The sequence below is a fragment of the Synechococcus sp. PCC 6312 genome (genome assembly GCF_000316685.1).
Classification (GTDB): domain Bacteria; phylum Cyanobacteriota; class Cyanobacteriia; order Thermosynechococcales; family Thermosynechococcaceae; genus Pseudocalidococcus.
Genome location: NC_019680.1, coordinates 2,153,019 through 2,166,688, shown reverse-complemented (window position 1 = coordinate 2,166,688; position 13,670 = coordinate 2,153,019). Strand labels below are relative to the sequence as shown.

Annotated in this window: 14 protein-coding genes and 1 pseudogene; 5 read left to right on the top strand and 10 right to left on the bottom strand. The window is 45.9% G+C overall.

All coding sequences use genetic code 11. The features are described 5' to 3' along the window. Positions 1-15: 15 nt before the first annotated feature. Positions 16-1,008, top strand: a complete 993-nt coding sequence (gene egtD, locus SYN6312_RS10605; protein WP_015124874.1) for an L-histidine N(alpha)-methyltransferase — start codon at positions 16-18, stop codon at positions 1,006-1,008. Positions 1,009-1,016: 8 nt separating this feature from the next. Here the strand turns inward: egtD and SYN6312_RS10600 are convergent, their stop codons facing one another. The 4 genes and pseudogenes from SYN6312_RS10600 to SYN6312_RS21005 form a co-directional block, all read right to left on the bottom strand. After that, positions 1,017-1,502 (bottom strand): pentapeptide repeat-containing protein, encoded by a 486-nt coding sequence (locus SYN6312_RS10600; protein WP_015124873.1) that lies wholly within the window; start codon positions 1,500-1,502, stop codon positions 1,017-1,019. Positions 1,503-1,510: 8 nt separating this feature from the next. Continuing rightward, positions 1,511-2,023 carry a pentapeptide repeat-containing protein gene (locus SYN6312_RS10595; protein WP_015124872.1) on the bottom strand — a complete coding sequence of 171 codons (513 nt, stop codon included), beginning with the start codon at positions 2,021-2,023 and terminating at the stop codon, positions 1,511-1,513. A gap of 3 nt (positions 2,024-2,026) precedes the next feature. Beyond that, a complete protein-coding gene (glmU, locus tag SYN6312_RS10590) occupies positions 2,027-3,388 on the bottom strand; it encodes a bifunctional UDP-N-acetylglucosamine diphosphorylase/glucosamine-1-phosphate N-acetyltransferase GlmU (protein ID WP_015124871.1) in 1,362 nt (453 codons plus the stop codon). A gap of 414 nt (positions 3,389-3,802) precedes the next feature. Beyond that, positions 3,803-3,889 (bottom strand): annotated as a pseudogene (locus tag SYN6312_RS21005) (hypothetical protein); the annotation flags it as partial. A gap of 562 nt (positions 3,890-4,451) precedes the next feature. On the opposite strand from SYN6312_RS21005, the gene SYN6312_RS10585 reads away from it, so the two are divergent. Next, positions 4,452-5,432: a TIGR04168 family protein gene (locus tag SYN6312_RS10585; protein ID WP_015124870.1), complete on the top strand. Its 981-nt coding sequence runs from the start codon at positions 4,452-4,454 to the stop codon at positions 5,430-5,432. On the opposite strand, the gene SYN6312_RS10580 is transcribed toward SYN6312_RS10585, so the two are convergent. After that, positions 5,409-6,314, bottom strand: a complete 906-nt coding sequence (locus SYN6312_RS10580; RefSeq protein ID WP_015124869.1) for a site-specific DNA-methyltransferase — start codon at positions 6,312-6,314, stop codon at positions 5,409-5,411. The genes SYN6312_RS10585 and SYN6312_RS10580 overlap by 24 nt on opposite strands. 375 nt (positions 6,315-6,689) lie before the next feature. Between SYN6312_RS10580 and SYN6312_RS10575 the strand changes: the two genes are divergently transcribed. Continuing rightward, positions 6,690-8,477 carry an ABC transporter ATP-binding protein gene (locus tag SYN6312_RS10575; RefSeq protein WP_015124868.1) on the top strand — a complete coding sequence of 596 codons (1,788 nt, stop codon included), beginning with the start codon at positions 6,690-6,692 and terminating at the stop codon, positions 8,475-8,477. On the opposite strand, the gene SYN6312_RS10570 is transcribed toward SYN6312_RS10575, so the two are convergent. The 3 genes from SYN6312_RS10570 to SYN6312_RS10560 all read right to left on the bottom strand — a co-directional run bounded on the left by SYN6312_RS10570 (position 8,474) and on the right by SYN6312_RS10560 (position 9,982). After that, positions 8,474-8,830 carry a DUF5615 family PIN-like protein gene (locus SYN6312_RS10570; RefSeq protein WP_015124867.1) on the bottom strand — a complete coding sequence of 119 codons (357 nt, stop codon included), beginning with the start codon at positions 8,828-8,830 and terminating at the stop codon, positions 8,474-8,476. The genes SYN6312_RS10575 and SYN6312_RS10570 overlap by 4 nt on opposite strands. After that, entirely contained in the window at positions 8,827-9,051 is a 225-nt protein-coding gene (locus SYN6312_RS10565; RefSeq protein ID WP_015124866.1) for a DUF433 domain-containing protein, read from the bottom strand. The genes SYN6312_RS10570 and SYN6312_RS10565 overlap by 4 nt, the downstream gene beginning before the upstream one ends. Before the next feature lie 253 nt (positions 9,052-9,304). Next, positions 9,305-9,982 (bottom strand): HNH endonuclease, encoded by a 678-nt coding sequence (locus SYN6312_RS10560; RefSeq protein ID WP_015124865.1) that lies wholly within the window; start codon positions 9,980-9,982, stop codon positions 9,305-9,307. A 293-nt stretch (positions 9,983-10,275) separates the two neighbouring features. On the opposite strand from SYN6312_RS10560, the gene murG reads away from it, so the two are divergent. Together murG and SYN6312_RS10550 are read left to right on the top strand one after the other, a co-directional pair. After that, positions 10,276-11,358: an undecaprenyldiphospho-muramoylpentapeptide beta-N-acetylglucosaminyltransferase gene (gene murG / locus SYN6312_RS10555; protein ID WP_015124864.1), complete on the top strand. Its 1,083-nt coding sequence runs from the start codon at positions 10,276-10,278 to the stop codon at positions 11,356-11,358. Then, positions 11,351-12,004: a hypothetical protein gene (locus SYN6312_RS10550; protein ID WP_156804780.1), complete on the top strand. Its 654-nt coding sequence runs from the start codon at positions 11,351-11,353 to the stop codon at positions 12,002-12,004. Before murG ends, SYN6312_RS10550 begins: the two co-directional genes overlap by 8 nt. Positions 12,005-12,020: 16 nt before the next feature. Here the strand turns inward: SYN6312_RS10550 and cobA are convergent, their stop codons facing one another. Together cobA and SYN6312_RS10540 are read right to left on the bottom strand one after the other, a co-directional pair. Next, on the bottom strand, positions 12,021-12,773 hold the full coding sequence (cobA, locus tag SYN6312_RS10545; RefSeq protein ID WP_015124862.1) for a uroporphyrinogen-III C-methyltransferase: 753 nt from the start codon (positions 12,771-12,773) through the stop codon (positions 12,021-12,023). 2 nt (positions 12,774-12,775) lie between these two features. After that, positions 12,776-13,498: a sirohydrochlorin chelatase gene (locus SYN6312_RS10540; protein ID WP_015124861.1), complete on the bottom strand. Its 723-nt coding sequence runs from the start codon at positions 13,496-13,498 to the stop codon at positions 12,776-12,778. Between the last annotated feature and the right edge of the window lie 172 nt (positions 13,499-13,670).

The window sequence follows — 13,670 nt, the reverse complement described above, 5'->3', positions numbered from 1 at the left end:
TTTGAGAATGCTCCTGTGATTGTGACTCCGATTCAATCCCGCTTGAATGTCATCTATCTTGAGCCAGGCCAACAGGGGCGAGATGGGGAGGATGTGATCTGGGGGTTGTCGCAGCCCTTAAAAACCGTACTTCCCCAATATTTTTATGATGGACGCGGCTCTCAGCTATTTGAGCAGATTTGCCAACTCCCCGAGTACTATCCAACTCGCACTGAATTAGGGATTCTCCAAAGATTTGCGACAGACATTGTCGAGATTACTGGGGCCTGTGAATTAGTGGAATTGGGCAGTGGTAGTTCGCTGAAAACCCGAATTCTATTAGATACCGCCCAGGCCTGGGGCTTACCGCTCCACTATTTACCAATTGATGTGAGTGGGAGCATCCTCAAGGAAAGTGCCTTAGCCCTATTAACGGATTATCCCAACTTGGCCGTGACGGGAATTATTAGTACCTATGAACAGGGTTTAAGCCATCTGCCCCCCCGGAAACTCCCAGAACGGATGATTAGTTTTTTGGGCAGTACCCTTGGTAATTTAACGCCCGAAGAATGTGAGCAGTTCTTTCAATGGATTCAAACCAGCCTCAAGCCAGCAGAATATTTTCTATTGGGAGTCGATTTAGTCAAGCCGCCAGGGATTTTAGCAGCAGCCTATAACGATGAACAAGGCATCACGGCACAATTTAATTTGAACTTGCTGTCCCACTTGAATTGGCGCTTTGATGGCAACTTTAATTTAAACGCCTTTCAACATCGGGCGATTTATAACTCCCAGGCCCAGCAGATTGAAATGTATTTAGTCAGTCTTGAGTCACAGCAGATTACCTTAAATGCCCTAGACTTTACCTGTGAATTTCAACCCGGTGAACTCCTCCATACGGAAATCTCGCGCAAGTTTAACTTAGAGCAAATTCAAGCCCAACTGCGACACCATCAACTGGAAACAGTACAGGCCTGGACGGACGAGCAGGATTGGTTTGCTGTGATTTTAGCTCAACGTCAAAACTAGCGACTCGGTCAATCTTGTATCAGGCTGAGCATCCGTTTACGTTTGGTATAGAGATGATGGATTTCTAAACTGGCCTGGCGACAATCAGCCCGATTGAGTTTGACTTGATAAAGCGTTGCCCCTGTAAAGTCGGCCTGTTTTAATAATGCTGCCACAAATTTAGATTCCCAAATTTCAGCTAGTAAGAAATTCCCTCGCGTTAAATTGGCATGGGAAAAACGACAGCGATAAATTCGGGTTTGACTAAAATTTGCCCCGGTTAGATTCGCCTCGAAAAAATCAGTTCCATTTAGGTAAGCCCGGCTAAAATTGGCTTCGTTCAGGTTACAGTGTCGAAAACGGGTGCGATCCAACCGGGCCTGGTCAAAGTTACAGTGGCTCAACTCTAAACCCGATAAGTTAATTTCCGATAAATCTAAGCGAGAAAAATCCCCGGTCGGATCAGTAGCCAAACGAGTGATCACCCCCTGTCGGGTCAGACGATTGCCAATCATTCCCTCACCTAGCTGGGTAACTCATAAACAGTTCCATCGGGCATAGTTGTATTATCCAAAACCGCCTCAAGCAATTCTGGCCGCAAAGCATCTGCCCCCAATAGATCCGCCCCCGTCAGATCCGTGCAGTCAAAATTTGCCCCCCGCAGTTTTGCCCCCCGCAGGTTTGTTCCCCGCATAATCGCACAACTCAAGACTGCCCGCCGTAAATTTGCTTTGGTTAATTGCGCCCCCATCAGGTTAGAACTACTGATCAACGCATTACTCAGATCAGCTTCAGTCAAGTTTGCTGCGCTTAAATCTGCCCCGAGAATTTTGGCTGAAACGAGATTGGCCTGGGTAAAATTGCAACCAATTAAATCGGCCCCATTCAGCACCGCCCCAGCCAAGTTGGAACCCGTAAAGTCGGTGTAGTTCACTTCCTCTAGGGTTAAGTCCACTCGCCGCAGATCCAGGCCAGAAAAATCCCGTTCACCAGCGCGCCAGCGGAGGAAAAAATCACGAGTATTCAGGGCTTCCATAGGTTAGGGTGCAGAAGGAGGGGACAGTTGCCAACCGGGCTTAATCACTTGACGGGCGCGGGCAATCACTAGGCTCTGGGAGGGGACATCTGCGGTTACGGTTGAACCTGCTGCGACAGTCACATCTTCGCCTAATTCCACCGGAGCGACCAAAACAGAATTTGCCCCAGTTTTACTTCGATGTCCAATAACGGTTTGATGCTTGTTCAGACCATCATAGTTTGCGGTAATTGTGCCCGCCCCAATGTTAACCTGATTGCCTAAGTGGGCATCACCAAGATAGGAGAGATGAGAGGCTTTGGTGTGATTGCCGAGGGTTGCTTTCTTGAGTTCAACAAAATTTCCAATCCGACAATGGCTGCCGATTTGACTGTGGCCGCGCAGATGAGCATAGGGGCCAATTTGGCTAGCTTCAGCAATTTGAGAGTCGGTAATAACAGAAAACTTGACAGAGACGTTGGCCTCAATTTGGCTATTTTCAATGTAGCTTCCTGGTCCAATTTGTGAACCTGAACCGATAGCGGTTTGGCCCCGCAGATGAGTTTGGGGTTCCAGAATGACATCGGGGGCTAACTGAACGGTGTCGTCAATGGTAATGCTGTCGGGATCAATCAAGGTGACACCGGCCATCATCCAATATTGCTTAATCCGTCTTTGGAGGATTTGATAGGCGGCGGCTAATTGTTGCCGATCATTCACCCCCAGAATTTCTTCATAGTCCTCGACATCCATAGCCATGACTGGATCCAGATCATTAACGGCATCTGTGAGATAGAACTCCTGCTGGTCGTTTTCGCTTTTCAGGTGAGGCAACACTTCAGCAAGTTGAGGGTAATGAAAACAATAGACTCCAGCATTGATCCGGCGATTTTGCTTTTGGGCCGCGGTGCAATCTCGGTCTTCAACAATTTGCTTGACGATGTTGTTCCCATCACAAATGACTCGGCCATAGCCCTGGGGATCGGGAATTTGGGCTGTGAGGATGGTGGCAGCATTACCATGGGCCTGGTGGGTTGTTAGTAATGCTCTGAGCGTTTCTCGGCGCAGCAGGGGCACATCCCCATTGAGTACCAGTAGATCCCCTGTGAAATTCTCCAGTAATGGCATGACCTGTTGGACAGCGTGACCTGTGCCCAATTGCTCAGTTTGGTCAACAAATTGGATCTGAGGTAGGTCTTGGAGGGCCTGGCGAACCATGTCCCCGGCATAACCGACAATCACAATTTTGTGAGTAGGGGCTAAATCTGCAACACTTTGAAAAACCCATTCTACGAGTGAGCGGCCCCCAAGGGGATGGAGAACTTTCGGTAACTGAGACTTCATCCTTGTTCCCCGCCCGGCTGCCAGTACCGCTACGGCTATCATCATTTGTCCTCAACTGGGTTTGATTGTGATTTTACGGGGAATCGGCCTCAGTTTCTAGGTATAGACTGCGATGGTTGGGAAATTCTCAGGCCTGAGCCAATATTGGCATATCTGAGATTTGACTTCAGAATATAGCAAACATGAATTGTATCGCAAACATTAATTATTCATGAGAACGTACCATACATACTGAGATGATAACAATGAAGAATGAAATGACTTAGAAACAATTCAAACAGCCATTTTATAATTTTAAACGTTTTCAATAAGTGCCACACATTCCTCAAGAAGTTTTTAACTTGCAACCACGCTGCTTCAATTGAAACTCGATTGGCTTCTAAATACTGACAAATCTCTTTTTTTTAAAGCAACTTTATCTGGATCTTTTAAGGGATTAGTGACCTTTGCCTTTTGTCAGGATAGACCCGCTTTATGTAATAAATTATAATAGCTAGACTTTGCAGAGTAGACAACGTTAAATGTATCTAAAATATACGCCTCTAACTCTTCAAGATTTCAATAATTCTGTTGCTTTAACCAATCAAGCACCTGTTGTTTTTCAACATCTGTTAAATATGCAGCTTTACCTTTGTTGGCCAGTTTTAGTGCATTAACACCTGACAATAAAAAAGCTTACTTCCATTTCGTATAGACTGAAGGTCGTGCGTAGCAAAATCCTAATGAAACCTGGAGAATATTCATAATCTGTTGATGCGTAAATCCTTCTAGTGTCATCTTTATCGCTAGGGCGCGCTTAGTCTCTCTTGAATCTAGACAAGCATCAATAAATTGGTTGAGTTCATCCATAGAACCATCCAAATCATACTCTAATTATCTTATATCTAAAAACGGATTGGTGTATTGCGGAATTTCTGAAGATACCCTGTACAGAAGAGTCCCAGGCCTGGAATTTTGTAGATGGGGCTACTGTTCAAAAAACAATATCCAAAGCACGCCAGTCTATTTTGTGCCCATGCTTTTTGCGAGGAGTAGTGGATAAAATTAAGAAGTCGAGTCACACCAGGGCCTAAGCAGCAATGTTTCCGTCTTTTTTATTGATCCCATGACCGTTATTACCAGTTCCCCTGACTTAAACATAAAAACTATTGCGGTGGTGGGTGATATTCACGAACTCTGGAATAGTGATGATGCCACGGCCCTGAAGCTCTTAAATGTGGATGTCGCCCTTTTCGTGGGGGACTTTGGGAATGAAGCGGTGGCGGTTGTCCAAGGAATTGCGGCCATTGATCTACCTAAGGCAGTGGCGTTGGGAAATCATGATGCTTGGTACAGTGCTACGGATTGGGGCCGGAAAAAATGTCCTTACAATCGCCAAATTGAAGACCGAGTCCAGCAACAACTTGATTTACTTGGGGTAGCCCATGTTGGGTATGGCTATCGAGATTTTCCCAGTTGTAGGTTTGCAGTGGTGGGGGGACGGCCCTTTAGTTGGGGTGGACCGGAGCTAAAAAATATTCACTACCTTCAGGAGCGATTTGGGATTTGTAACTTATCGGAGTCCACAGCAGAGATCATCCAAGCCGCACGCCAGGCCCCGACTGATACCCTGTGGTTTATTTCCCACAATGGCCCGGCTGGTTTAGGGGATTACCCAGAATCTCCCTGTGGACGAGATTGGCAACCTTTGGGCGGAGATTTTGGTGATCCGGATTTAGCAGCGGCCATTCAGCAGTTAAAACAGGAGGGGAAACGGATTCCTTTAGTTGCCTTTGGTCATATGCATCACCGTTTACGACACCGGAATGATCGCCAACGCACCCCAATTGCCATTCATGGAGATACTATTTATCTCAATGCGGCGGTTTGTCCCCGAATGATCCAGGCCCAGGATCAAACATGGCGCACCTTTATGGTGGTCTTTTGGGATGGAGAACGAATTATGGATATTAACCAGGCCTGGGTCAATGTGAAGGATCAACGGATTCAACACCGATCACTACTCCATCAAGCCAATTTACAACCCTTTCTCCCTCAAATCAGCGCCATCGAAGAATTAAACTTATCGGTATGCCAGAAGCGATGATGTGGCTTTGAGCAGATGGGGTTCAAGTCGGATATTTGCTAAGTCAATATAGTGCTGATCTAACTCATAGCCCACATAATGACGATTAGCCGTAATAGCCGCAATTGCAGTAGAACCACTTCCCATAAAGGGATCAAGAATAATATCATTCTTGTAGCTATAAAGCTGGATCAAGCGAAAGGGTAATTCAACGGGAAATGGGGCAGGATGACCAACTTTTTTAGCAGATTCGGGGTTCATTGTCCAAACAGATTTTGTCCATTCCATAAATTGGTCTTTGGTAATCGTATTCTCCCGATCCTGTTTTTTTCGTGCAAATGTGCCTTTAGAAAACACCAAAATATATTCATGGGTATCCCGTAAGACAGGATTTGAAGCCGACTGCCAACTTCCCCAGGCCATGGAACCCCCTGCGCCTGCCCCTTTTTGCCAGATAATTTCCCCTCGCATCAAAAAGCCAATTTCAAGCATCATTTGAGAAATATAGTCAGACAAGGGAATATAAGGTTTTCGGCCTAAGTTAGCGACATTAATACAGGCTCGCCCACCATGTGTTAAAACTCGATAGGTTTCTTGAAAAACGCGTTTGAGTAAACCTAAATATTCTGTAAGTGATAAATCCGAATCATAGGTTTTACTGACATTATAGGGGGGAGACGTAATCATCAAATGCAAACAGTTATCGGGCAATTCCGACATTTTCTCAGAACTGTGATGGATAGTTTTATCTAAGTAAGCATTAGGAAAGGGCAGATCTACCTGACTGTGAGCTTGGGGAGGATGCTTGAGGTCTTGATAAAGCTTGGATTCATAATAACCAGAGGCATCATGATTAATCCGCTGACTTGAACCAAATGGCCGGGTTCTACTCCCTTTTTTCATGACAAATCACGACCGAACTCTCGTCACATTCTTTTGGATTTTTGATAGCGTGAAAGTGTATGGATTCAGCTAGTTTTAATCATTACGATTGTACCGGGAAAGCGTAGTAACACATTCTGAATTGAGACATACAAATTATATTCATGCCATTCTAGAGTATTGGGCAATGGACTGTCGGCATTGTCTGCTGAGAATAGCCATGTGGAGATTGAGTGACTTAGGCCCCACCCAGCCATTGCTATGATTTGCCTATATCCCCCATGACTCGCTCCCAGACTACATGGGCTATCACTCCAGATTTGCACTCCAATTAAGGTAAAGAGATTGTCTAGGATTGAACTATGACTACTAACTCATTCTAGGCTCAGAAACGTTGTGGCTAATCATCCCCTCCTCCAACTCCTCCGCCATACCCATCGTCATCAAGCCCAAATTTGGCGAGCCTCCCTTTGTTCAGTGCTCAATAAAGTCTTTGATTTAGCACCGCCGCTCTTAATTGGCATGGCCGTGGATGTGGTGGTCGAACGGCAAAACTCTCTCCTCGCCCGGTGGGGGATTGTAGATGTCACAGCGCAGTTAATTCTTTTGTCCGTTCTCTCCTTTGTGATTTGGAGCTTGGAATCCCTATTTGAATACCTTTACGACCGACTCTGGCGGAACTTGGCCCAAACTGTCCAACATGAATTGCGTCTGGAAGCCTATGCCCACCTGCAAAACCTGGAAATGGCCTATTTTGAAGAACGCAGCAGTGGCACATTAATGGCCATTTTGAATGATGACATTAACCAACTGGAACGATTTTTAGACCGGGGGGCGAATGAAATTCTCCAGGTGACCACAACTGTTTTGGTAATTGGCGCAGTCTTTTTTGCTCTCGCTCCGGGCGTGGCCTGGTTTTCCATGATTCCGATGCCGTTTATTTTTTGGGGTTCTGTTGCCTTTCAGAAAAGACTGGCCCCTCGCTATGCTGATGTCCGGGAAAAAGCGGGCCTGATCAATGAGCGACTGACGAACAACTTAGGCGGCATTCTGACCATTAAAAGTTTTACCTCAGAGGTGTATGAATTAGACCGCCTGGGCCTGGACAGTGAAGCCTATCGCCAAAGTAACCAGCGCGCCATTGCCCTTAGTGCCGCCTATGTCCCCTTAATTCGCTTTGTGATTTTGTTTGGGTTCACGGCCACCTTGTTGTTTGGGGGGATAGCTGCCAGTCGAGGTGCATTGGATGTGGGTGCCTACAGTGTGATGGTTTTTCTGACTCAGCGTTTACTCTGGCCCTTAACCCGGCTTGGGGAAACCTTGGATCAATATCAACGGGCGATGGCTTCTACTCAGCGAGTGATTACCCTCCTTGAAACTCCGATAGCGATCCACCCAGGCCAGCGTCCGCTATTCCGAACTCAAGTCAAAGGGGAACTGGAATTTATCAGCGTGAATTTTGGGTATGCGAACCGGCCTGGCATCCTCAAAAACATCAATCTCAAAATTCCAGCCGGTCAAACCATTGGGGTTGTCGGGGCAACGGGATCCGGTAAAAGTACCTTAGTTAAACTACTCCTGCGACTCTATGAAATTCACGGCGGGCAAATTCTTCTCGATGGCATTGAAATTCATGAATATAACCTCAGGGATTTAAGAGCCAGCATTGGCCTGGTCAGTCAGGATGTGTTCTTGTTTCATGGCACGGTTGCGGAAAATATTTCCTATGGGACATTTGATGCCACCCCAGCAGAGATTACCCAGGCCGCCAAAATTGCTGAAGCCCACGAATTTATTCAACAACTGCCCCAAGGCTATGACACAGTGGTCGGGGAACGGGGGCAAAAACTCTCTGGGGGGCAACGTCAACGGTTAGCTATTGCCAGGGCGATTTTGAAAGACCCCCCAATCCTAGTTTTGGATGAAGCCACCTCTGCTGTGGATAATGAAACCGAAGCCGCGATTCAACGCTCCTTAGCCCACATCACCCAAAATCGGACAACCATTGCTGTTGCCCATCGCCTTTCCACCATCCGCCAGGCCCACTGTATTTATGTCATGGAGCAAGGGGAAATTGCCGAGTTTGGTACCCATGAGGAATTGCTCGGAAAAAATGGAATTTATACCCATCTTTGGCGGGTGCAAACCGGAGCAATGGGCGAGATAGAGAAATCGTTACGCTAACCTTGCGCTGCGGCTTTCCCCGATGTCAAGATCAAAAGACTTTCTGTGTGGCGACCTTCAAACTGGGTGATTGTGTCTCTGTTATCCCTCAAAGTTTGAATAATCAACGATGTCGGGCAATTGCCAACTCGAAGATAAATAAACTTGGGTGGATGACCATAGAGTAAACTTCGTTGATGAAAATCAGAATCTTTAGAAACAATTATAAAACCATGCGTTTTGGCATAGTTCCAAATTACGGTATCGTCCGTATTAATTAATCCTAGGGTTTTGACGTGCTTGGAATCAGGATAGAGATCGATAATTCTGCTAACAATTCGGTCAGATAGATTTTCATCTAAGAGCAGTTTCACAGGGATGTCACAAATAATTTCTTCTCACGATCAGCCGCAAATGAAAGGCAAGCTTTAATATCATCTGAAGTGAGTTCAGAAAAATCTTCTAGAATTTCCGTTTCGGTCATGCCAGATGCCAAATATTCTAGGATGTCATAGACCGTGATCCGCATCCCTCGAATACAAGGCTTGCCACTACGCTTTCCTGGCTCAATTGTGATGATGTGTTGGTAGTCCATATGGGGGAAAATAAGAAAGTTGTGTGTGTTTAGATTATATCCAGAGCGCTTGGTTCTAAAGGCCTGGAATTCACGCCCATCTTTAGCGGGTTCAAGCCGGGGCGATGGACAAACTCAACGAAAGAGCATTAAGCTAACAGAAATAATTGGCAGCAGTAAATATTCCACAAATATAATATTTTGAACTATCCTTAGCATAATAAGCAGTTAAGGCTTTAATAACTGCATAAAACTATGCTATAAAAAAGTTAACTTAGCTAGAATATTTACTCAAAAATTCGTCAAATGTAGAGTAACGCTTAACGTCGTTGGACTTCTGATTCTTACCTAATATTGTATTGTCAATTCTTCTTTGTATATATGATACTAGTCTCTCGAATTGGTCTAATGGAATCATATCCCATTTTGCTCCAAATTCTCTTTTGATAGTACTATACAATAACGTATAGTTCATGTTTTTAGCACCAACATCTGCAAGTTTAAATTCATGATATCTATCAATAAGTCTCTTAACATAATTTTTATGATGCATACTAGAGGCAATAGTTCCATTCGGAGGATTTACTTTTATTTTTCCGCCTTCATTCTTAATGTGTAGATTGTTTGCAATTACGCCATTATTAACGCTTTGATTAAAATTTATGACATTAGTATCCTTCGCCCTGTTCAAGTTGGGATTATTTCCGTGCATGAGCGATATCTTTAATTTGAGGATTTCTTCCTTTGAAATTTTGCCTGCTGTAACTTTAGAGTGGCAGTTACTACATAGCAGAATTATGTTCTCTTCCTTATGATTAACGACTTCAGAGTAGGGGTCTATATGATGCATTTCTAACGTAGTTACATCAGTCTCTCCACATACTGGGCAAACCATGCTAGCTTCTTGAAATATTCGCTTCCTTATTTTCTCTGGAACCGCTTTTCTGTGCATAATACAAATACTACAAATTTATAAATTCTAATTGTCCTTGGCTTGTCAACCTAATTACGAATTATACAGAAATTCCCTGCATGGCACCCCAATTAAGAGTTTTATTAAGAGTAATCTTAGTATATCGCTTGTAAACCTGGGATCAATGATCTGAGTTTGAAGCTGTAATGTTTGAGTTTTCAGTCTCTATGCCTAGGCTTAGATCACTATATTCGGGTCATTCTAAATACCTTTAATGCGAGCCATGACCAAACTCAGGGGAAAATAGGCTAAGCGTGAACTGAGGAGAATCTGTGCCAAAACTTTTAATTGCTGCCAGTGGAACCGGGGGCCATTTATTTCCGGCTTTGGCGGTGGCCCAGGCCCTGACCGATTACGAAATTACTTGGTTGGGTGTGCCAGATCGCTTAGAGAACGAGTTAATCCCAGGCCATTTCCCCTTAGTCACCATCAAAATGGGCGGATTTCAAAGTCGTAACCCCCTCAGTAACGTCAAACCCCTTGTCCAGTTGCTCAAAGCGATTCGCCAAACCCGGAAAATCTTGAAAACCGGAAACTATGGGGGTGTGTTTACCACAGGCGGCTATATTTCATCCCCGGCAATTTTAGCGGCTCGGAGTTTAGGGCTACCAGCCATTCTCCATGATTCCAATGCTCTCCCCGGCAAAGTCACCCGTTGGTTAACTCCTTGGTGTTCAACTGTGGCCGTGGGGATGGATGCAGCGGCCAAACGACTCAAACAGGGTCAATCCAAAACTCCGATTAAAATCACTGGAACCCCTGTCCGCCCAGAGTTTTTACACCAGGCCACTAACTCAATGAGCCTCCAAATTGAGAATGTCACCATTCCTGAGGATGTCACCTTAATTGTGGCGATGGGGGGCAGTCAAGGGGCTGTGGGCTTAAACCAGTTAGTTCGGGGTGCAGTCGGGGCCTGGTTGCAGCGGGGGGCCTGGGTTGTCCACTTAACGGGTCATAATGATCCTGAGGCCCAGGCCCTACAGCATCCCCATTATTTCAGTCTGCCGTTCTATCATGACATGGCTCCTCTGTTGCAGCGGGCTGACCTAGCCATTAGTCGATCCGGGGCCAGTGCCTTAACCGAATTAGCGATCACCGCCACCCCAAGTATTTTAATTCCCTACCCCTTTGCCGCCGAAGATCATCAGTGGTTTAACGCCCAAGTCTTTGCCCAGGCCGGGGCCGCTTATACCCATCGGCAACAGGAGCTAACCAGCACCCAATTACAAGAAATTGTTTTAGACCTGCTCAAACATCCAGCCAAGCTAGAAAAAATGTCCAGCCAAGCTCGGTCTTTAGCCGTTCCCGATAGTGTGGATCAACTCGTGAGCCTGATTAGAAGTCAGTGTGCTTAAGCGAATGAATTATTGCGATTGGCGACAGGACATTTTTGATACGCCTCCCAACATTGACCCCGTATTTTGGGAATTGCGAGATGAAACCTACCGCCTCTCTCCAGGCCAAACCTTAGACTTCATTGACCAGGCTCTAGTCGATCCCGCTATTCCTCAGCTTTTTACCAAAGAGCAAATTGGGATTGGCCTACAACTTCTGTTTTCCAACGCCTGTGGTTATGCTGTTTTCAGTTACTTAGAAACCCCCGATCATCAGCGCAAGGTCACAGCCATAGAAAACCTTAAATACCTCTATCAAAACTACTTTAATCCCCTCTGCCAGGCCCCGGTTAAATGGATTGGCCATGATCTGGATGATGGCCCCATTGGTTACCTTTGCTATATGTTCTGGGATATTTTTGTCCTGTATCCCGGCCATCCAAGCATCAGTGTAGAAATGACGGATGCAGCCCTAACTGTCATGGCAGAAGCCTTATTTTTTGAAAATGATCAGGTGATTGTTTCGGCCCTTCATGGCCTGGGACATTGGGTAAGTTACGTTCCCGAAGCACAAGAGATCATCCATCAATGGCAACTGCAACCTACAACTCAAAATCAGGCTGTTTTAATCTATGCTCACCAGGCCTGGAGGGGTTGTGTCCAGTAGTCATCGCGCTGCTTTTTTAGATTAAATTCTGGCAAAGTTCACGGATATTGATCACTTCCCCAATCACAATTAAAGTCGGTTTTTTGGTATTTTCTAGGCCCTCAAACTCTGCCCCCAAGGTTGTGATGATAATTTTTTCTTCGGGTTGGGTTCCGGCTTGAATTAAGGCCATGGGTGTATTAGGGTCTCGCCCCGCAGTTAGCAAGGCCTGGCGAATTTGACTGAGGTTGTGCAGGCCCATGTAAATCACAATCGTATCGGCAGCATGGGCCACCGCATCCCAATTCACGTCCGGTTGATATTTGCCAGCCCCCTCATGACCAGTGACCAACAGTACGGATGAACTGAGTTCCCGATGGGTCAGGGGAATATTTAACTTCGCTGGAACGGCAATTCCACTGGTCACACCCGGTACAACCTCCACCGGAACTTTGGCCTGGGTTAAGGCAATCAACTCCTCTCCCCCCCGCCCAAAAATAAACGGATCGCCCCCCTTCAGTCGGACTACAATGGCGTGTTCCTGGGCCTGGTCAATCAACAGTTGAATAATTTCTGCCTGATTTAAGGAGTGATTCCCCCGGCGTTTCCCCACATGAATTAGTTCCGCCATCGGGTTAATTAAGTTAAAAATCTCTGGGCTGATCAGGGCATCATACAAAACAACATCAGCACATTCTAAAAGGGTTTTTCCCCGCACCGTCAATAGACCCGGATCTCCAGGCCCCGCACCCACTAAATAGACTTTACCAACCGTAGAACTTTCACCCATAATTAATTAGAGCTTAAAACAAGAGTTTCGGAAAATCCCAGGCCATCCTGAACCAGATTGACTAATTCCGGGCCTGGGCGTAAACAATCGGTCAAATGCAGCCTTAACTGGGGATAGTCCAGATTCAGATCTTGTACCTGTTGAGTTATCAATTCCAAAAGTTTGCCTGCAAAAAGCAGATAGGGAAAAATTCTAATCTCCGTTGTTCCTTGAGACACCAGCTGCTCAATGGCTACTTTAAGGCTTTCCGGTTTTGTCCAATAGGCAGGTATTGCCCCGAGTTGTCCAGCCAGATGATCAATCCACGCCATTGCCCCTGGCCGCCGACTCCCATGGCCCAGAAATACCCAGGCCTGGTTTGCCTTCAGGATTGATTGCAAGAGTGGCATTAAACCTGGTTGTTGGCCGAGGTAAGGCAGCAAGGTAATCGGTAACGGGCTGAGGGCCTGGGCAGTTTTGACAGCGGCAGGAACATCTTCACAGACATGAACACCGGGCAATAAAAATAATGGGAGTACGTTAATGGCCGGGTAGCCACAAATTTGGGCCTGGTGGCTAAACTGCTGGATCTGTTCTGTCAAAGAAATTTCTGTAGCCTCTAGTGCCCCGCCCCCCATTAAAGATCTTGGCGAATGTGACCGTAATTGCCGTAATAGTTCAGCAAGTTCCAGGCCAGGCCTGGGGTCACGGCTTCCATGAATCACTAAAAAAGTAGCAGTGGACATTAATGCCTAGCGATGGTTTTGAGTATGGCGATTATAGCAATCCGTCTTCATTCATGACAGTGACTTTCGTTTGGTCTAGAACTTCAGCACGACGATCAGCACAGTCGCAGCTTGACTAACGCTCTCGATTGATAGGCAGATTACGCAATATCGCTGTACTCATCAAGCAAAG